This is a genomic window from Vibrio sp. R10-SG3-ISO10 (genome assembly GCF_059834185.1).
The window spans coordinates 415,834-434,102 of the sequence record NZ_JCBDHG010000020.1; the positions used below are offsets into that span (position 1 = coordinate 415,834).

Sequence of the window (18,269 nt, forward strand, 5' to 3'; positions counted from 1 at the left end):
CGTCAATTAGCGAGTTAATCGAGATACCAATAGCCTTTGTTGACAAGCTCAGTAAGAAGGCTCACTGCCTGCTCATCGGTCACATTGGTAAAAGAATGAATATCAATGCATTCATGATTACATAACGCATCAAGCAGCCACTTTTCACTGACTTGGAAAGCTTCACCGTTAATATAGGCTGTATCAGCAGCTTGCTGATGATATAAAGCGCGAACTCCCGATACTTTACGCAGTGTGCCCGAAGCATCAAGGTGCTCGAAAACCTCCGATGGGGTCAGTAACTCTTCTGGCTCAATAATGTCAAGCTGGTGGCGAGATTGGCTGAGCATCGCGCCTAAGAACTTCTTAATATCAGCGTCAGAGCTTAAAGCGTTTTTTAGCATCTCAGCGAGCAAATCTGTGTCTGAAGATAAGATTTCGCCATAACTTGCTTGAGGCTTCATATTTGGGTTGTGTAGATGCACATCGCCCATATCATGTGCCAAGACATAATCAGCAAAGTTACTGAGTAGCTCTTGTTCTTTCGGTGAACGATAGCCGATGGAGTAGCTCATGCTTGGTTCAAGCGTGTCGCCCTCATGAGGGAATCCAGGTGGAATATAAAGAATGTCGCCGGGTTCTAAAATCTCATCAATAATCGCATCAAACCCTTCGATTTGTCTTAAAGCGCCTGCTTGAATCGACTCTTTGTATTGGCCAACGTCTTTATCGCCCACTCGCCAATGACGTTTGCCGCTACCTTGAATAATGAACACATCGTATTGGTCGATATGGGGACCTACGCCCCCTTTAGGTGCTGAGAAGCAGACCATTAAATCATCAAACAACCAGTTAGGTAACAGTTTAAAAGGTTCAATCAATTCAGCGGAACCTAAGTGCCAATGGTTACATGCTTGCACTACTAACTGCCAATGCGACTCACCTAAAGATTCGAAATGAGATTCAGCAAACGGTCCATGTTGCGCTGTCCAATTGTTGTTTTTGTTGGTGATGAAGCGTGAATCCACTTCTTCTTCCATCGCGAGGCCGGCTAACTCATCAGGAGAAATAGGATCAACGAAGTTGGTAAATCCACCCTTAATGACCGTTGGCTTCTTGTGCCAGAACTCAGCGAGAAAATGCTTAAGATCAAAGCTTAGTTGGTACATGAGTTCTCCAACTTACTTTCTAAATCCGCTTGGACAATCTTGATGGCTTCGAGTGCGACTTTAGGATCAACCTCATTGCTTTCTAAAAGGTAGATAAGATCAACCGCAAGTTTGATTTCATCCGGTGCGTTGTCTAATCCTGAGTTCGACGAAGACATTACTGATTTCTCTCTCTGTAGGTAATTTGCTTTTCTATTTTGAGTTTGGCTTCTTGGCAGCGTTGAAGTCTCTGCTCAGTGGCCATTAGCGCTTGTTGGACAGACTGTTGCTGAAAAGGCGGAGCATATTGAAGGGCAAGTTCTTTATCGCGTACCATTTCCATTAGACGTCGCTCCCATTCTTGGTGCTGCGCCAAATGTTGGTAGAGCTCGTTGATCGGCTTTCTAAAATAGCTGCTGTGCTTAGGTTCGTTTTTACGAATAGTTGTGGTGGCAAGTTCTCGCTGAATAGCACTGATCTGGGCGAGCAAACGTTCGGTCAGATACTCGGCACGCATAGCCGTCAGTTTTCCTGCATCTTCTTCGCGAATGATACTATCTAGTGTCGACTGAGTTTCTTTGACGCATGGAACGAGCAACTTGGCTTTACACCGAAACAGTCGCTCGTCAAAAAGGGCAAGGTGGTGCTCACCACGCTGTCGGTCTAAAGCCGCAGCGTTGATGGCGAGTTGTTCAAGCGTTGATTGTAACTGCTTAACTTTACTCATAAATGTGCCTAAAGGTTAACAAACCAAGCTTCGTATGCGAGTTTGACCGCAAGGATACTTACGACAGTAACAAAAACAGGGCGAATGAATTTTGCGCCAAAGCGTATCGCAGAGTGCGCGCCAACAAATGCGCCCGCCATTAAACACACACCCATGGTCAAGCCAAGTACCCAATCTATATGTCCAAGTATCGCGAAGGTCATTAAAGAAGTGAAGTTACTGGTAAAATTCATCGCCTTGGCTAAGCCGGAAGCGAGCAAAATATTGAGTCGATACAGTGCCATTGAACTAACAGTCCAAAATGCGCCTGTACCAGGGCCTGCTACACCATCATAGAACCCAAGCGTCAAACCTTGCGCATACTGCTTTTTATTTAATACAGGGCAAGGTTGCGGGGATTCATTATTCACATTACTTGGCGTTTTGTGCCAAATCGTATAAATCGCTGCAGCAAGAATGACCAGTGGCAATATTTTCTCTAACCATTGGGTACTGATGAGATCAACAAACAGAGTACCTAATATGGCACCAATTAAAGTAGCAACAAACGCGCGCACCCAACATTGGGGTTTAAACAACTTTTTACGATAGTAGGTAAACGCGGCAGTAGATGATGCAAATGTAGCAGCAAGCTTATTGGTACCCAACGCAATATGCGGAGGTAATCCCAAAGAGAGCAGAGCTGGGACGGTAAGCATACCGCCGCCACCTGCAACCGCATCGATAAATCCTGCTAAGAAAGCGACCAGTGCCAACACCAACAACATGGTTGGCTCAAAAAATTCCATATAGTTATTCTTCTTTAATTCTATATATAGAGTGGGAGTAGGCCTCTAGACCTCTGTTATTCAATAATACGTTTAAACGGAGGGAGTGAGTCTAATAACGCGCTGCCGTAACGTTTCGTCACTACTCTTCGATCAAGGATGATGACTTTACCAGAATCACGCTCTTTACGCAGCAAACGACCGACCGACTGAATCAACTTTTTGCTTGCCTCTGGAACAGTGATTTGCATAAACGGATTCCCGCCGCGACTTTCTATGTATTCCGCGTGAGCTTGCTCAACAGGGGAAGTGGGAACAGCGAAAGGTATCTTGGTGATAATTAAGTTTTCTAATAGCTCTCCTGGCAAATCTAGCCCTTCAGAGAAGCTCCCTGTACCGAAAAGAACGCTTGTTTTTTGGCATTGCACCAGTGTTTTATGTTTTTTTAGTATTTCTGAGCGCGATTCCTGCCCTTGTACCTGCAGGGCCCAATCTCTTTTTACAAAATCTGTTGAGAGGGCTTCAGCCACTTGATTCATCTGCCAATAAGAAGAGAAAAGAACGAGATTCGCCTTATTGCTTTCAATCAGATTAGGTAATTTTTCGATCAGCTGCTCGGTAAATTGAGGCGCAGAAGGTTCACAGGACATTTTTGGAATATGCAGCTCTGCTTGCTGTTGATAGTCAAACGGAGAAGCCAGCGCGAGGAACCTTACACCATCTTCTGCCTTTTCACTCACGCCTGCCTGACGGCAGAAAAAGCTAAAGGAATTCAGTGCTCGCATGGTCGCGGAAGTGAGCACAGCTCCTACACAGCGGCTCCATATTTGTTGGTCAAGTTGCCAACCAACTTCGAGCGGAGAAACATTGACTACAAAATCCCCTTCACGCTCTGGGCTGACTTCTAGCCAACGGGCAAGTGGGGCGCCTTTCTCTCTTAATGGCTCCGCCATCAGATTCCAAACTTGCGCGAGGTTATCCATGCGCTGAATGTAGAAGCCAAGTTCTGCTAAAGCAGGCTCTGCGAGTCTGTTGGCAAGCTCACCATCTTTTACTCGTTCTGAGATAAGGTCCGCAACCTTGGCTACGGCTTGCGCGCCTTTATGGGAGAGTTTTTTCAGCTCTCTAGCTTCCTCTTCAAGCCAACTCGGCAATTCTCCATTTTCGAAACGATAGATGTTCTCCTCAAAATGAGCCGGGTCAAAGCGCGTTGCTAGTTGGTTCAATGAAGGAATGAGCTGTTGAACAGAATCTTGTAATTCATTTCTAAAACGAGCGACTCTTTTCTCATCAGCCATATTGGCAAACTTGGTTACCGATTGATTGAGTCTTTCAAGCCAGCTTGCTGCACCTTTAAGACTCGCCGCGGCAGAAGAGTGGTCACGAGCAACGTGCGGTAGGTGGTGGGCCTCATCAAAAACGTAAATGGTGTTTTCTGGTTCTGGCAAAATGACACCGCCGCCAAGATCCGCATCCGCCATGACCAAGCTATGGTTAGCAATGATGACATCGGCTTTATCAAGCTCAGAACGCGCTTTTTGAAACGGACAATCTCTATGCGCAGGCATACTAAGGTTGCAGCTGTGCTTATCACTGACTATCAATTGCCAGATCTCATCTTTGATTGGCTTGGGCCAACTGTCGCGATCACCATCCCACTTACCTTGAGCCAGCGACTTATACATGGTTTCAAGCAGCTCAATGTCTTTCTTCTTCGGTTTCGATTCAAACATAGCGAGCTGGCCGCCATCAACGCCACTCGCTGAAGCCAGTTTCTCAGCACAACAATAGCGTTGGCGACCTTTTGCCAAAATAAATGAAAACTCTCGGTCTGTGAGCCTTCTATAAAGAGGCAGATCTTTTCCAACCAATTGCTCTTGAAGTGCGACAGTCGCGGTTGAAATAACCACTTTACGATTATTGAGCACGGCAACGGGAATCGTCGCCATTAAATAAGAGAGAGATTTGCCAATTCCAGTGCCCGCTTCAGCGACAATCATCCGTGTCGATTTGTGATATTCGCCACACAATGTTTTTGTTATCTCCGCAACAAGATAGTTCTGAGCTCGACGAGGTACAAAGTTTTCGAGCTGTGATTGCAGATTTTGATAACTGGTACGAATAGATTGTTGAATTTTACTGGTTAGCATACTGTGACCTATATAGCGGGTGTCGCATCATAGCACAGTTCTCTAAGTACTACTTAGTTCACGAAATAGAATCCTTATTAATCAAATGTGGATCTTGTTCACAAAAAAAAACTGAACCTTCAGGTACTTACAATTAATTCTAAATGTAAAAAATATATCACGCCAATGGTTTCGCTTTTGTAGTTAATAGTCCTGTTTAGCTCTGGTTTTTACGGCGCATATAGGATAAAAATCTAAAAATGGTTTTATTAGAAGAAACTAACAAAGTCATCATTAAACCATGATATTGCTCGAAATTTAACCTTGAAAATCTGCAAAGTATTGATATATATGATTTTTATGTTTTTTTATCAAAGTTTTTTAGATCATTTGACACGTCGCATAATCTTTTGCAATCTAGACCCCGAAATTAAGTGGCGATGATATCTGACCAGTAAGAGATTGGAATCATCATCAAAAAACATAAAGGGAACCGGACAAGGAATTCCCATTCTATAGAAAAGGCAGTGGATTATTATGAAAAAGACTCTAGTAGCTCTTTCAGTTCTAGCAGCGGCTTCGGCTCAAGCAGGTATCGAAATTTACAACCAGGACGGCGTAACTGTTAACCTAAAAGGTGATATCGAAGTTACTTACCAAAACTCAAAGACAAGCTCTTCGATGACTCAACAAATCGAAGATGCTGACTTCGGTTTTGATGTTCGCTACGCTATGAACGATCAGGTTTCGTTTGGTGCTTACTGGGAATTTGACGGTTCTGCTTCAAACAATGCAACAGCTACTGAAAACGGCGACACATATGTAGCGCTTTACACTCAAGATTTCGGTTCAATCAAAGTTGGTCGCCTATGTACAGCGATTGATGACGCTGGTATCGACAACTCTGACCAGTTTGGTGTAAACGCATTCTTCGACAACACTGACCTAGCTTGTGGCGATGAAGCTCTACGTTATGACTACGACAACGGTTCTTTCTACGGTACTCTTGCTTACCGTCAGAACAAGCTTAATGGCTCAACTGATACTGGCACTAAAGGTGAAGATAACTCATATGTTGATGCTAAAGCGGGTTACCGTGTAGCTGATTTCGACTTCACTGTATTCTACGCTGACGCTGAGCAAGTTGCAGTTAAGAAAGAAGAAACATTGCTAGCTCTAGAAGTTCGCTACGGTGGTTTCGAGAATATTAACCTAGAAGCTGCTTACTACAATGTAGACATTGATGATGCAGGCACTAACCACGACAACCGTACTTACGCTGTTGCAGCTGATTACACTCTAGACAAGTGGACTTTCAGTACTGGTTACTCTGATTCTGAGTACGGTGCAGACCAAAAAGACGAAACTGTTCTATTCGGTAATGTTGCATACGCTCTTGCTCCAAACACTAAAGCTTACGTAGAGATTGCTAAAGTAGACAGCGATAAAACTACGATCGTTAATGATAACCTAGCTGCTATCGGCGTAGAAGCAAGCTTCTAATCCTTACTCGCTAGATTTCTCTAAATATTAGCCACTCGAAAGGGTGGCTTTTTTATTTGTAAATATTGATAATTGGCACATGTAGCTTTTATGTCTGCCCAGTTTAAGGAATTTACTAGTGAAACGAATTTCAATCCTACTTGCACTTCTGTCCCCTCTGTCTTTATCTGCTGCGGAGTTGATACCTGAAAAAGGTGTGTCCGTACTATATATCAATCAACAAGAAGCTGAGTCTAAGTTAGGAAGCAATACAATAGAAGAAGGCTTTAACCAAGTTGTTGTTCGTATGGATAAAGAGCTGGGACGAGGCAGTAAAGCAGAGGTATTTACCTCAAAACCCTTTGTCTTAAATCTTGAGGTTTCAGGTGATGAAGTTCGAATTGGACACCCAGTAGCACGAAGCGTAAGAGAGGCAGAACTAGCATTTAAAGACTCTAATCCTAAATGGAAAGTAGAGCAGGATGGGAAAGCTTTGAGTTATGATCAAGAAGCCTTAAAGGGTAAATCGGGCTTGTTTCCTTACCTAGGTATGAGCTCTCTTATAGAAAAGCACAATAGTCAAAGGGGTATTTACTTCAACAACGGTCAGCTTATCGACAAGCCTGTTGAAGTCCAAGCAATTGCCGTAGCTGCAACGACGACGGCTGCTGTAACTTCTACTTCAAGTACAGTAGAGAAAATCTCTCCGGCTAAACCAGTGGCAACTAGCAATGTGGAACAGCTAAAAGCTTGGTATCTAAAATCATCTAAAGAAGAGCGCAAAGTGTTCCGCCGTTGGATGATTGACCAAGAGTAATGGTCACAAAGAATTGAATCTAAAACAGGCTTCCAATTGGAAGCCTGTTTTGTTTTTGCGAGAGTGATACAGACGACTAACTAAAACACTCTGGGCTATTGAGTGCAGCTTCTATGGCAGAGACCAACTTCTCGATATGTTCTGGATCACTTATATAAGGTGGCATCATATAGATAAGCTTGCCAAATGGACGTATCCACACACCTTGCTCAACAAATAGCGCTTGAATCTTCTCCATATTGACTGGAACTGTTGTTTCAACGACGCCAATGGCACCTAACCAGCGAACATCTTTAACCAATTGATATTTTTTTAGTTTAGGCAGCAATTCTGCAAACAGCTGTTCAATCTGAGCGGTTTGGTTTTGCCATTCATTTTTCTCTAGCAGTTCCATACTCGCAGTGGCGACGGCGCAGGCTAGTGGGTTACCCATAAAAGTTGGGCCATGCATAAAGCAGCCCGCTTCACCTCCGCAAACAGTATTGGCGACTTCACTAGAGGCTAGCGCTGCTGACAGTGTCATATAACCGCTAGTTAATGCTTTGCCAACACATAAAATGTCAGGCTGAATATCTGCATGCTCGCAAGCAAACATTTTGCCTGTGCGTCCGAATCCCGTTGCGATTTCATCGAGAATCAACAACACGCCAAATTGATCGCACAGCTCTCGTACACCTTTAAGGAACTCTGGGTGATAAATTCGCATTCCCCCGGCACCCTGAACAATCGGTTCTAAGATCACGGCAGCAATCTCTTTGTGGTGCTGAGAAATCTTAGACCTAAAGTCATCAAGATCGCTTTGATCCCAATCTTGCCAAAAGCCTGTTTTTGGCGAAGCAGCGAAAATGTGCTCAGGTAGGAAGCCCTTGTACAGAGAGTGCATGGAATTATCTGGATCGGTGACTGACATTGCGGCAAATGTATCGCCATGATAACCGTCACGCAGGGTTAAGAATTTAGGTCGAGATTCACCCTTCGCATGCCAATATTGCAGTGCCATTTTTAAGCTGACTTCAACCGCGACTGACCCTGAATCTGCGAGAAACACATGCTGTAAATTACTTGGAGCAAATGAGAGTAATTTTTTACACAAATTGATTGCAGGATCATGCGTGATCCCGCCAAACATAACATGGGACACTTTATCAATCTGAGTATGAGCTGCTGCATTGAGGTGAGGATGATTATAGCCATGTATTGCCGACCACCAAGAAGACATACCGTCTACGAGCTGTTTTCCATCTTCAAGTTGTAAGTGAACCCCTTTTGCTGATGTCACAGGGTAGCAGGTCAGAGGTGTTAACGTTGAAGTATAAGGATGCCATATATGACGGCGGTCGAAAGCGAGATCCATGTCCAGTTCCTGAAATTTGATTGATTAAAAAATAACCAAGTGTAAACTTTTGATTTTTTGTTGTGTTGACAGTCTACATGGTGTCAGTAGACTAGCCAAGTATTCAAACCAACAATAATCAAAGGAAAGCACGTGGAAGTACGTCATAACTGGACTATTGAGCAAGTTCGCGACCTTATGGAAAAACCATTTATGGATCTGTTGTTCGAAGCGCAATTGGTTCATCGTCAATATCAACAACATAACCATGTACAAGTCAGTACGTTGCTTTCTATTAAAACAGGGGCTTGTCCAGAGGATTGTAAATACTGCCCGCAAAGTGCCCGTTACACCACAGATATTGAAAAAGAACGCTTAATGGAAGTGGAACGCGTGCTCGATGCCGCTCAAAAAGCGAAAAGCGCAGGTTCGACGCGTTTTTGTATGGGCGCAGCGTGGAAGAACCCAAAAGAGCGTGACATGCCGCACCTGACTGAAATGATCAAAGGTGTCAAAGGGATGGGTCTAGAGACCTGTATGACACTGGGTATGCTAACCTCTGACCAAGCAAAATCACTTGCGGATGCAGGTTTAGACTATTACAACCATAACCTAGATACCTCACCTGAGTTTTATGGCAGCATCATCACCACGCGTACTTACCAAGATCGTCTTGATACGCTTTCGCATGTGCGTGATGCAGGAATGAAGATTTGTTCTGGCGGCATTATTGGTATGGGTGAGAGTGCTAATGATAGAGCAGGTCTATTGGTAGAGCTTGCGAATCTGCCTACTCACCCTGAAAGTGTGCCAATTAACATGCTTGTCAAAGTGAAAGGTACACCACTAGAAGAGGTTGATGATGTTGAGCCATTCGACTTTATTCGCCTAATCGCGATTGCACGTATCATGATGCCTGGCTCTGCTGTTCGTCTTTCGGCTGGTCGTGAAAACATGAATGAGCAGATGCAAGCTTTATGCTTTATGGCTGGCGCTAACTCGGTTTTCTATGGCTGTAAATTGCTGACAACGCCAAATCCATCAGAAGATAAAGATATGCAGCTATTCAATAAGCTTGGCATCAACAGCCAAGAAGTATCTCAGAAGCCCGATGAAATTGAAGAAAATGATCTTCTTGATCGCGTTGTAGAGCGTGTTGCGGCGAGACCAACTAAAGACGATTTATTCTACGATGCAAGTGTTTGAGCAACGTATTGATTCTGCCCTTAGTGAGCGAAAAGCTAAGGGCTTAACTCGCTTGCTTAAGGCTGTAGAGCCAAATAACACCGGCTGCTTAACCCACGATGATCAAGAGTATCTAAACTTCTCCAGTAATGATTATCTTGGCTTAGCTTCAGATAAGGAGCTAACTAAGGCATGGCAAGAAGGGCTCGACACGTATGGCAATGGGAGCGGTGCGTCCCCACTTGTCACAGGTTTTAGTTCAGCGCACAAAAAGCTTGAAGAGACCTTGTGTCAGTGGCTTGGCTTTGAGCGAGCGATATTGTTTGGGTCAGGTTTTTCTGCCAATCAAGCGCTACTGTTTACATTGCTTAAGAAAGACGATCTCCTGCTGCAAGATAAGTTAAACCATGCTTCGTTAATTGAGGCAGGCATGCTTTCTCCCGCAACGATGAAGCGCTTCAAGCACAATGACGTTACACACCTAAAAACCTTACTTACTCAGAGTGCCTTGGTCGTGACTGAAGGTGTGTTTAGCATGGATGGTGACCTTTCTCCGCTTAAGGCGATTAAATCGGCCATTGAACAAAACGCTTGGCTAGCGGTTGATGATGCTCACGGTGTAGGAGTATTGGGCAACAAAGGGAAGGGCAGTTGTGACTATGCTGGGATCCAACCTGAGATATTGGTGGTTACTTTTGGTAAAGCGTTTGGTCTATCGGGAGCGGCGATTATGTGTAGCAACTCGGTTGGAGACTATTTAACCCAGTTTGCTAAACATCACGTTTACTCAACGGCGATTCCTCCTTCTCAAGCAATAGCACTAAATAAAGCAGCAGAAATGATTGAGACACAAGAGTGGCGAAGAGAAAAACTCGCTGAGCTATCTCGATGCTTTGATGAGCAACTTCATGGATGTGAAGGTTACAGAGAGACGATTACCCCAATAAAGCCTTTCATATTGGGCTCTGCTGACAAAGCTACAAGTGTATCAAAGCAGCTTCGCGATCAGGGTTTCTGGGTGACGGCAATTCGTCCACCAACAGTACCGACAGGCAGCGCACGATTGAGAATTACTCTCAGCACTAAACATGATAAGCAAGATGTCATCAAATTGGCTGATGCACTCAAGCAAGCAGTGAAAGGAGTGTAAGTTAATGAATCAAGCAGTAGTGATAGATTCAAAAGACATAGTCAACAAAGCAGCGATAGCTGAAGCGTTTGGCCGAGCTGCAAATACCTACGATCACCATGCCGCGTTTCAACGTGAGGTTGGACATCGCCTGCTAGACAAGATGCCTCAAAACCTTGCTGGAAAAACCGTACTCGATATCGGCTGTGGGACTGGGTATTTTTCGCTTGAACTTTTAAAGCGTGGTGCAGTGGTCGTCTGCTTCGATCTATCTGACAAAATGCTCGCGGAAGCTAAGCTACGTTGCGGCTCGGTAAATGTGCACTACCAGCAAGGAGATGCTGAGTGTTTACCATTTCAGAGTAATGAGTTCGATTTCGTCTTTTCTAGCCTTGCATTGCAGTGGTGTGACGACCTTAGTATTCCTCTAAGGGAAATTAAGCGAGTGGTTAAACCGAAAGGTAATGCGTATTTATCCACGTTACTCGATGGCTCGTTATTTGAACTCAAACAAGCTTGGGCAAAAATTGACTCATATCAACACGTCAATGACTTTATTCCATTCAATCAGGTAAAAATTGCGTTAGCGCAATCTGAATGCCATGCGCATCAACTAGACTTAGCGCCTATCAAGGTTTGGTATGAAACGTCTTTTGCGCTAATGCGCGACTTAAAAGGCATCGGTGCAACTCATATTGATGGGCGCTCCAATGGGCTAACAAGTCGTGGTGCGTTGCTTAAAGTAGAGGGCGAGTACCAAACCTATCGAAATCATCAGGGTCTTCTACCTGCAACATATCAGGTCTGTTTAGGGGTTATTAATCTATGATTGATGCATTTTTTATTGCGGGTACGGATACCGATGTTGGAAAAACGGTTGCTTCGAAAGCAATCTTGAATGCGCTTGCTGAAAAGGATTTAAAAACGATTGGCTATAAGCCAGTAGCGGCAGGCAGTGACAAAACTGAGCAAGGTTTCCGTAACTCGGATGCTTTGTATCTGCAAGACGCTGCAACAGTGAGTGTAGCTTACGATGACGTAAATCCTTATGCATTGGAGCTGCCGGCTTCTCCCCATATTGCCGCTATTCGCGAGAATGTAGAAATCGAGTATTCAGTGCTGAGCGATAAGCTAGCTGAGCACAAACAAAACTCAGATATCGTGCTGGTTGAAGGTGCTGGTGGCTGGCGCGTTCCGGTTTCAAAGCAGGATTGTTTATCTAGCTGGGTACAGCAAGAAAAACTGCCAGTGGTGTTGGTGGTTGGTATCAAGCTAGGTTGTCTTAGCCATGCAATGCTTACGCTAGATGCGATTAAGGCCGATGGTGTTGAAGTGATTGGCTGGGTGGCAAACCGAGTTAACCCAGGCACAGAGCACTACGCTGAAATTATAGAGATGCTTGAGAACAAAATCGCTGCGCCAAAACTTGGTGAGATTCCGTATGTTCCTAAAGTTAAGCGCAAGGATTTGGCTAAGTATATTGATGTTTCGCCACTTCTAAATCGATAAAAAGTAAAAGGCTGCCAAATTGATTTGGCAGCCTTTTAAATATTAGTCTTTGTTACTTGTCTTGGTTTAAGCCCATTAACGCGCTTTGTGTCTCTATAATGCGTTTTTGAGTTTGATCTTCAACCGAGATCCCAAGCTGCTGCTTTGCCTCATCCTCAGAAATACCGAGATGACAACACAACAGATCAATAGCCATTTGATAGTTGTTAGTTTCAACCATGATTTTGTTCCCTTATTACATGGATTTTTTAATCTCAACTAAATCTAGCACGTTTGAAAACAGTCACAATACGACCAAAGTCTAACGCAAAAGTCGTAGCCTTATTTAAGGTGTTCTACTCATTTGTTGTGCCTATTGTTTACTGAGTGTTAAATCTAAACTTACTTTCTAGAAATCAAATGTTTCAATTTACTTCTTAACCTTGTAATTAAAGGGGATAGACTATATCTATTAGGTAAAGAACAGTCCCAAGAGTGATTCTTAGGGACAATAATAAAATGCTTCCGGTTTTTGGAGAAAAGTAATGAAGCGAGTAATGTTATTTCTTGCAACCAACTTAGCTGTTGTTTTGGTGTTGAGTGTCGTCCTCAACATTGTGTATGCAATGACTGGGATGCAGCCAGGTAGTTTGTCAGGGCTACTAGTTATGGCAGCTGTTTTTGGCTTTGGTGGTTCATTTATTTCATTGATGATGTCGAAGGGTATGGCGTTACGCTCTGTGGGCGGGATGGTGATTGAAAGCCCACGTAATGAGACTGAACACTGGCTATTAGAAACGGTTCGTCGTCAGTCTGAACAAGTGGGCATTGGTATGCCGACGGTAGCGATTTACGACTCAGCAGATATCAACGCATTTGCGACTGGTGCAAAACGCAATGATTCTTTAGTTGCTGTCTCGACAGGCCTTCTACACAATATGACTCGTGATGAGGCAGAAGCGGTTCTTGCGCATGAAGTGAGTCATATTGCGAATGGTGATATGGTGACCATGACCTTGATGCAAGGCGTAGTGAACACCTTTGTTATCTTCTTGTCGCGTTTTATCGCTAACATAGTGGCGTCAAACGATAATGAAGAAGAGGGTGGCAGCAATATGATGGTCTACTTTGGCGTAAGTATGGTGTTGGAGTTGTTGTTCGGCTTCTTAGCGAGCTTCATTACCATGTGGTACAGCCGTCATCGTGAGTTTCATGCTGATGCAGGTGCGGCTCAGTTAGTTGGTAAACATAAAATGATCGCCGCTCTAGAGCGACTAAAAGTAAGCCACGAATCTCAACTTGAAGGGTCTATGATGGCGTTTGGTATTAATGGCAAACGTTCTATGACAGAGTTATTGATGAGTCACCCACCGTTAGACAAACGCATCTCAGCTCTACGAAATTCGTAGTTTTCGCATCTAATCCATTGAAAAGGCTTGGTTTAAAACCAAGCCTTTTTTTGATCTCTTTTAAAAAACTCCACGTACAAGTTATACAAAAATTTATACAAATTAAAATTTGTACAACTTTTAGAAATCATCTATGGTTAAATTGTTGTACAAAAAAAATAAATGTACAAGATTGAATGAGGTGTTTCGAATGGATGTACAGGCGGTAGGCGAGGTTTATCAACAGCTGAACAAATCAAATCTTCATCTTTTATCCGATGTATATCATGACGAGGTTGTTTTTGAAGATGCTGCGCACAGGTTAGAAGGTTGGCGAGAGTTAGAAACCTACTTTGAATCTCTTTACTCCAATGTGACGCGTTGTGATTTCAACATTCTTGAGCACCAGCAAACAGGAAACAGTGGCTTTCTAACTTGGCAGATGGCGCTGGAACATCCAAAGCTATCAAAAGGTTCTGTGGTGTACGTTAATGGTGTTAGCCATCTGAAATTTTCTCAAGGTCGAGTTATTTACCATCGTGACTATTTTGACCTTGGAGAGATGCTCTACGAAAACCTACCTCTACTCGGCTCGGTCATCAAAACAATTAAGCAAAGGTTGGGCAAATGAAGACGGTTCTAATAACGGGGGCCACTTCGGGAATAGGGCTCCAACTTGCAAAAGATTATGCCGATAACGGTTTCGAAGTCTATGCCTGTGGTAGGAATGAAGAGCGATTAAGTGAGCTAAAAGAGACGTTTTCCAACTTGCACCCAATTGCTTTTGACCTCACAGACTTAGAGGCGACGAGTGTTGCTCTTAGCACCCTACACAGCACTCCCGACCTTTGGATTTTAAATGCAGGTGACTGCGAGTACGTAGATGATGGAAAGCTTGATGCGCTTCTGATGAAACGTGTTTTCGACATTAACGTTATCGGGCTTACCAACGCTATTGAGGCTTGTCAGAAGTATTTCTCGCGTGGACAACGACTCGCCATAGTAGGGTCGATTGCGAGCGAGGTGGCTTTGCCTAGAGCGGAAGCTTATGGTGCATCGAAAGCGGCAGTAAGTTATTTAGCACGAACTCTTCAGGTGGATCTCAAGCCGCAAGGCATTGATGTATCGATTATTTACCCTGGATTCGTCAAAACACCGTTGACCGACAAAAACACCTTTGAAATGCCAATGTTAATTTCCCCTCAGAGGGCTTCTAAGGAGATAAGAGACGGACTTGCGAAAGGAAAAGAGCACATCTATTTCCCTAGGAAGTTCACCTCAATTTTACGCTTGATCGGCGCTCTCCCATATCGCTGGCAAAATGCACTGACTGCCAAGCTACTCGCTCAAGGATAGGAACTGGACAATGAAAATAGCCATTATAGGAACAGGAATATCAGGGTTAACTTGTGGTTACTATTTACATAAAGATCACGACATCACCTTGTTTGAAGCGAATGATTACATTGGCGGGCATACTGCAACTGTTGATATCGACGTTGAAGGTAGTTCTTACTCTGTAGATACAGGTTTTATTGTCTATAACGACAGAACCTACCCCAATTTCATTGCTTTGATGGAAGAGATTGGAGTGGAGGGCAGGCCAAGCCAAATGAGTTTTAGCGTAAGAAACGATAGTAATGGGCTTGAATATAATGGCCATACTGTGTCGACACTGTTTGCTCAAAAACGCAATTGGTTAAATCCTAAATTTTACTCGTTTATTTTTGAAATTCTCCGCTTCAACAAAGAAGTCAAAGAGATAGCCAATCAACCCAATATGGTCGATTTAACGCTTGGAGACTTCCTCACTTCGCGTGATTTTAGTGACTACTTCTGCGACAACTATATTTTGCCAATGGGTGCGGCTATCTGGTCTTCGACTTTGGCAGATATGCGAGCGTTTCCATTGCCCTTCTTTGCGAGATTTTTCCTTAATCACGGTCTTCTCGATGTCACCAATCGCCCGCAATGGTATGTCATTAAAGGCGGCTCAAGAGCCTACATTAAGCCTCTTACCCGAGGGTTTGCTGATAAGATTCGCCTTAACACTCCTGTTGATTCTGTAGTCAGAGACCAAGCTGGTGTGACGCTGCATTTTAATGGTCAGGCAGAAAGGTTTGACCAAGTTGTGTTTGCGTGTCATAGCGATCAGGCTCTACAGCTTTTAAACGATTCAAGTGCAACTGAGCAATCTGTTTTATCCAATCTTGCTTATCAAGCCAATGAAGTCATTTTGCATACAGATGAAAGCTTATTGCCAAAACGAAAGGCGGCATGGGCATCTTGGAACTATTGGCTTGAAGGCACTGAAGGCGAAGAAGGCAGAGCGCCTACATTGACCTACAATATGAACATATTGCAGCACATTGATGCACCGAAAACATTCTGTGTTTCTTTAAACAGCAGTGAACAAATTTCGCAGGAAAAGATATTGAAGCGCTTTGTTTATCACCATCCGGTTTTTAACCAGCAATCCATAGAGGCACAGGCTCGACGCGACGAAATCAACGGTCTATCTCGAACATGGTTCTGTGGTGCGTATTGGTACAACGGTTTCCATGAAGATGGTGTACGAAGCGCTCTAGACATAGTGAGAGGAATCAATCTTCTTGATTCCAACCTCGGTTCTCAGGGAGTGGCTTAAGATGTTCGAAGGAAAGGGTAGCTGCCTTTATGTCGGTGATGTGAGGCACAGGCGCTTTACTCCCGTTCAACACGCTTTGAACTACCGCTTATTTATGCCATGTCTAGACTTAGATGAGCTTGAACTTTTGCAAAGTAAGGTGTGGGGGTTCGGAACTCGCTGGTGGCATTGGGCCAGGTTTAAACGTGATGACTACTTGGGTTCAGGGGACTTAAAACAGGCGGTATTTAACAAAGTCTTAGAACTTGGCGGTGAGACGACAAAAGGAAGCGTTAAAGCTGTGGTCCACCTAAGGTATTTTGGCATCTATTTTAGTCCGGTCAATTTCTACTACATTTACGATGAGAGTGGAAAGTGGTGCTACTTACTGGCAGAGGTTAGTAACACACCTTGGAACGAACGCTACTACTATTTATTAGATGCGAATGATCAAGAAACTTGGAGGCATGCAAAAGCGTTTCATGTCTCGCCTTTTAATCCGATTGAGCAAGAGTACGTTTGGAAAATTAAGCCTATTGATCAGCGTCTCTCGATTCACTTGGAGTGTCATCGTAGCCATAAAGAGTTTGATGCCACAATGAAAATGGTTGGGGAAACACTGTGTTCGCGCGTTCTACTCAAACATTTGATCGTTACACCAATAATGGCAGTAAAAGTGACTGTCGGCATTTATTGGCATGCATTAAAGCTATGGATCAAAGGAGCGCCGTTTTATTCTCACCCCAAATATAGGCAGGGTGATGAAATTCAACAGTCTCAGAGCGCGAAAATAGAAAAATAACAAGGAGCCTAAGAAATGATTAACTCACAAACGCTACCTTTGCCTGCGCAGTTAACTTCGGTGCAGAAAACAGCCCGAAACATCGCATTTTCATGTTTGTACAAGATTCAGTATGGCTCCTTGACCATCATCGAATCTTTTGGTTCTCAAGGTGATACGCAAGTCAGAGAGAGCTTTGGTCGTCCGCAGAAGGGTCAACCTAGCGCCATTATTGAGGTCAAAAATCCTGCTTTTTATGCTCGCTTACTGAAAGGTGGTAGCATTGCTGCTGGTGAAGCGTACATGGACGGATGGTGGGAAAGCCCTGATCTCACCGCTTTAATGGAGTTGATGGCAATGAACCTGTCAACTTTAGACACTATAGAAAGCCGTTCAAGCTTTTTGTCGAAGCTCATGTATCAAGTTGGCCACTGGTTAAATCGCAACACGGTAGAGAACTCGGCAAAAAACATTGAAGCTCATTATGATCTGAGTAATGAACTTTACGAAACATTCCTTGATAGTCGCATGCTTTATTCATCAGGTATTTATGAATCGCCTAATGACACGCTAGAGCAAGCCCAGATCAATAAAATGGATCGCTTATGTCAGCAACTGAAGCTCTCGTCTAAAGATTCCGTGATTGAGATAGGAACTGGGTGGGGAGCAATGGCAATCTATATGGCAGAAAACTATGGTTGCCATGTTACAACCACGACTATTTCTGAACAGCAGTTTCAATACACGAAGCAGAAGATAGAAGAGAAGGGCTTGCAAGATAAGATTACCCTGCTCAAACAAGACTACCGTTTGTTGGATGGGGCTTTTGATAAGCTCGTATCGATTGAAATGATAGAGGCCGTTGGCAAGCAGTTTCTTACCTCTTACATTCAAAAGTGTCAGTCATTGTTGAAGCCGGGTGGACTGATGGCAATCCAAGCTATCACCATCGCAGACCAACGCTACGATTATTACAGCAATAATGTTGATTTTATTCAGAAATATATCTTCCCAGGTGGCTTTTTACCGTCGATCACTGCATTAACACAGTCCACAACAAAACATAGTGACCTTGTTCTGAGAGATCTTTACGACATTGGTGAGGATTACGCCAAAACTCTTAGAGACTGGTATCTGAAATTCAACCAAGCTCGTGAACAGGTCTCTGACTTGGGATTTGATGAGCGATTTGTAAGAATGTGGAATTACTATTTTTGCTACTGTGAAGGTGGCTTTCGTGCAAAATCAATCAGCACTGTTCACATGACCTTTCAGCGCCCTTAGAAGCCA

Annotated in this window: 19 protein-coding genes; 12 read left to right on the forward strand and 7 right to left on the reverse strand. The window is 43.7% G+C overall.

Annotated features, from left to right (window positions below):
- Positions 1–14 precede the first annotated feature (14 nt).
- Genes AC6R16_RS11890 through dinG form a run of 5 tightly spaced genes read right to left on the reverse strand, consistent with a single transcriptional unit; the run spans position 15 to position 4,771 of the window.
- Complete coding sequence (locus tag AC6R16_RS11890) at positions 15–1,148, reverse strand: ribosomal protein uL16 3-hydroxylase (protein ID WP_500674473.1); 1,134 nt, start codon at positions 1,146–1,148, stop codon at positions 15–17.
- Entirely contained in the window at positions 1,136–1,306 is a 171-nt protein-coding gene (gene rsmS, locus AC6R16_RS11895; protein ID WP_004746908.1) for a pleiotropic regulatory protein RsmS, read from the reverse strand. Before rsmS ends, AC6R16_RS11890 begins: the two co-directional genes overlap by 13 nt.
- Complete coding sequence (locus AC6R16_RS11900; RefSeq protein WP_500674474.1) at positions 1,306–1,854, reverse strand: primosomal replication protein; 549 nt, start codon at positions 1,852–1,854, stop codon at positions 1,306–1,308. Before AC6R16_RS11900 ends, rsmS begins: the two co-directional genes overlap by 1 nt.
- 8 nt (positions 1,855–1,862) lie before the next feature.
- Positions 1,863–2,642 carry a sulfite exporter TauE/SafE family protein gene (locus tag AC6R16_RS11905; RefSeq protein WP_500674475.1) on the reverse strand — a complete coding sequence of 260 codons (780 nt, stop codon included), beginning with the start codon at positions 2,640–2,642 and terminating at the stop codon, positions 1,863–1,865.
- Between the two features lie 56 nt (positions 2,643–2,698).
- The gene (gene dinG / locus AC6R16_RS11910; RefSeq protein WP_500674476.1) at positions 2,699–4,771 is read right to left on the reverse strand and encodes an ATP-dependent DNA helicase DinG; all 2,073 of its coding nucleotides are present in this window, start codon (positions 4,769–4,771) and stop codon (positions 2,699–2,701) included.
- A 516-nt stretch (positions 4,772–5,287) separates the two neighbouring features.
- On the opposite strand from dinG, the gene AC6R16_RS11915 reads away from it, so the two are divergent.
- On the forward strand, positions 5,288–6,253 hold the full coding sequence (locus AC6R16_RS11915) for a porin (protein WP_500674477.1): 966 nt from the start codon (positions 5,288–5,290) through the stop codon (positions 6,251–6,253).
- Positions 6,254–6,371: 118 nt separating this feature from the next.
- A complete protein-coding gene (locus tag AC6R16_RS11920) occupies positions 6,372–7,049 on the forward strand; it encodes a DUF2057 family protein (RefSeq protein ID WP_500674478.1) in 678 nt (225 codons plus the stop codon).
- Between the two features lie 76 nt (positions 7,050–7,125).
- On the opposite strand, the gene bioA is transcribed toward AC6R16_RS11920, so the two are convergent.
- Positions 7,126–8,403 (reverse strand): adenosylmethionine--8-amino-7-oxononanoate transaminase, encoded by a 1,278-nt coding sequence (gene bioA / locus AC6R16_RS11925; protein WP_500674479.1) that lies wholly within the window; start codon positions 8,401–8,403, stop codon positions 7,126–7,128.
- A 132-nt stretch (positions 8,404–8,535) separates the two neighbouring features.
- On the opposite strand from bioA, the gene bioB reads away from it, so the two are divergent.
- Genes bioB through bioD form a run of 4 tightly spaced genes read left to right on the forward strand, consistent with a single transcriptional unit; the run spans position 8,536 to position 12,205 of the window.
- On the forward strand, positions 8,536–9,588 hold the full coding sequence (gene bioB / locus AC6R16_RS11930; protein ID WP_500674480.1) for a biotin synthase BioB: 1,053 nt from the start codon (positions 8,536–8,538) through the stop codon (positions 9,586–9,588).
- Entirely contained in the window at positions 9,575–10,717 is a 1,143-nt protein-coding gene (gene bioF, locus AC6R16_RS11935; protein ID WP_500674481.1) for an 8-amino-7-oxononanoate synthase, read from the forward strand. The genes bioB and bioF overlap by 14 nt, the downstream gene beginning before the upstream one ends.
- Before the next feature lie 4 nt (positions 10,718–10,721).
- Positions 10,722–11,525: a malonyl-ACP O-methyltransferase BioC gene (bioC, locus tag AC6R16_RS11940; protein ID WP_500674482.1), complete on the forward strand. Its 804-nt coding sequence runs from the start codon at positions 10,722–10,724 to the stop codon at positions 11,523–11,525.
- A complete protein-coding gene (gene bioD, locus AC6R16_RS11945) occupies positions 11,522–12,205 on the forward strand; it encodes a dethiobiotin synthase (protein ID WP_425666634.1) in 684 nt (227 codons plus the stop codon). The genes bioC and bioD overlap by 4 nt, the downstream gene beginning before the upstream one ends.
- Before the next feature lie 52 nt (positions 12,206–12,257).
- On the opposite strand, the gene AC6R16_RS11950 is transcribed toward bioD, so the two are convergent.
- Entirely contained in the window at positions 12,258–12,425 is a 168-nt protein-coding gene (locus AC6R16_RS11950) for a hypothetical protein (protein ID WP_004746882.1), read from the reverse strand.
- Positions 12,426–12,729: 304 nt separating this feature from the next.
- On the opposite strand from AC6R16_RS11950, the gene htpX reads away from it, so the two are divergent.
- From htpX to AC6R16_RS11980, 6 genes are all read left to right on the forward strand, one after another.
- Complete coding sequence (gene htpX, locus AC6R16_RS11955) at positions 12,730–13,593, forward strand: protease HtpX (protein ID WP_004746881.1); 864 nt, start codon at positions 12,730–12,732, stop codon at positions 13,591–13,593.
- A gap of 190 nt (positions 13,594–13,783) precedes the next feature.
- Positions 13,784–14,203 (forward strand): nuclear transport factor 2 family protein, encoded by a 420-nt coding sequence (locus tag AC6R16_RS11960; protein ID WP_500674483.1) that lies wholly within the window; start codon positions 13,784–13,786, stop codon positions 14,201–14,203.
- Positions 14,200–14,928 (forward strand): SDR family NAD(P)-dependent oxidoreductase, encoded by a 729-nt coding sequence (locus tag AC6R16_RS11965; protein ID WP_500674484.1) that lies wholly within the window; start codon positions 14,200–14,202, stop codon positions 14,926–14,928. The genes AC6R16_RS11960 and AC6R16_RS11965 overlap by 4 nt, the downstream gene beginning before the upstream one ends.
- 10 nt (positions 14,929–14,938) lie before the next feature.
- On the forward strand, positions 14,939–16,219 hold the full coding sequence (locus AC6R16_RS11970; RefSeq protein ID WP_500674485.1) for an NAD(P)/FAD-dependent oxidoreductase: 1,281 nt from the start codon (positions 14,939–14,941) through the stop codon (positions 16,217–16,219).
- A gap of 1 nt (position 16,220) precedes the next feature.
- Positions 16,221–17,000: a DUF1365 domain-containing protein gene (locus tag AC6R16_RS11975; RefSeq protein WP_500674486.1), complete on the forward strand. Its 780-nt coding sequence runs from the start codon at positions 16,221–16,223 to the stop codon at positions 16,998–17,000.
- A gap of 15 nt (positions 17,001–17,015) precedes the next feature.
- Positions 17,016–18,263, forward strand: coding sequence for a class I SAM-dependent methyltransferase (locus AC6R16_RS11980; protein WP_500674487.1), 1,248 nt, complete (start codon positions 17,016–17,018; stop codon positions 18,261–18,263).
- Positions 18,264–18,269: the final 6 nt, after the last annotated feature.

Coding starts and splice junctions, on each gene's coding strand:
- AC6R16_RS11890 (WP_500674473.1), bottom strand. CDS start 1,148: ATGTACCAACTAAGCTTTGATCTTAAGCATTTTCTCGCTGAGTTCTGG.
- AC6R16_RS11950 (WP_004746882.1), bottom strand. CDS start 12,425: ATGGTTGAAACTAACAACTATCAAATGGCTATTGATCTGTTGTGTTGT.
- AC6R16_RS11970 (WP_500674485.1), top strand. CDS start 14,939: ATGAAAATAGCCATTATAGGAACAGGAATATCAGGGTTAACTTGTGGT.
- AC6R16_RS11900 (WP_500674474.1), bottom strand. CDS start 1,854: ATGAGTAAAGTTAAGCAGTTACAATCAACGCTTGAACAACTCGCCATC.
- rsmS (WP_004746908.1), bottom strand. CDS start 1,306: ATGTCTTCGTCGAACTCAGGATTAGACAACGCACCGGATGAAATCAAA.
- AC6R16_RS11965 (WP_500674484.1), top strand. CDS start 14,200: ATGAAGACGGTTCTAATAACGGGGGCCACTTCGGGAATAGGGCTCCAA.
- bioA (WP_500674479.1), bottom strand. CDS start 8,403: ATGGATCTCGCTTTCGACCGCCGTCATATATGGCATCCTTATACTTCA.
- htpX (WP_004746881.1), top strand. CDS start 12,730: ATGAAGCGAGTAATGTTATTTCTTGCAACCAACTTAGCTGTTGTTTTG.
- dinG (WP_500674476.1), bottom strand. CDS start 4,771: ATGCTAACCAGTAAAATTCAACAATCTATTCGTACCAGTTATCAAAAT.
- AC6R16_RS11915 (WP_500674477.1), top strand. CDS start 5,288: ATGAAAAAGACTCTAGTAGCTCTTTCAGTTCTAGCAGCGGCTTCGGCT.
- AC6R16_RS11980 (WP_500674487.1), top strand. CDS start 17,016: ATGATTAACTCACAAACGCTACCTTTGCCTGCGCAGTTAACTTCGGTG.
- AC6R16_RS11975 (WP_500674486.1), top strand. CDS start 16,221: ATGTTCGAAGGAAAGGGTAGCTGCCTTTATGTCGGTGATGTGAGGCAC.
- AC6R16_RS11905 (WP_500674475.1), bottom strand. CDS start 2,642: ATGGAATTTTTTGAGCCAACCATGTTGTTGGTGTTGGCACTGGTCGCT.
- bioD (WP_425666634.1), top strand. CDS start 11,522: ATGATTGATGCATTTTTTATTGCGGGTACGGATACCGATGTTGGAAAA.
- bioF (WP_500674481.1), top strand. CDS start 9,575: ATGCAAGTGTTTGAGCAACGTATTGATTCTGCCCTTAGTGAGCGAAAA.
- AC6R16_RS11960 (WP_500674483.1), top strand. CDS start 13,784: ATGGATGTACAGGCGGTAGGCGAGGTTTATCAACAGCTGAACAAATCA.
- bioC (WP_500674482.1), top strand. CDS start 10,722: ATGAATCAAGCAGTAGTGATAGATTCAAAAGACATAGTCAACAAAGCA.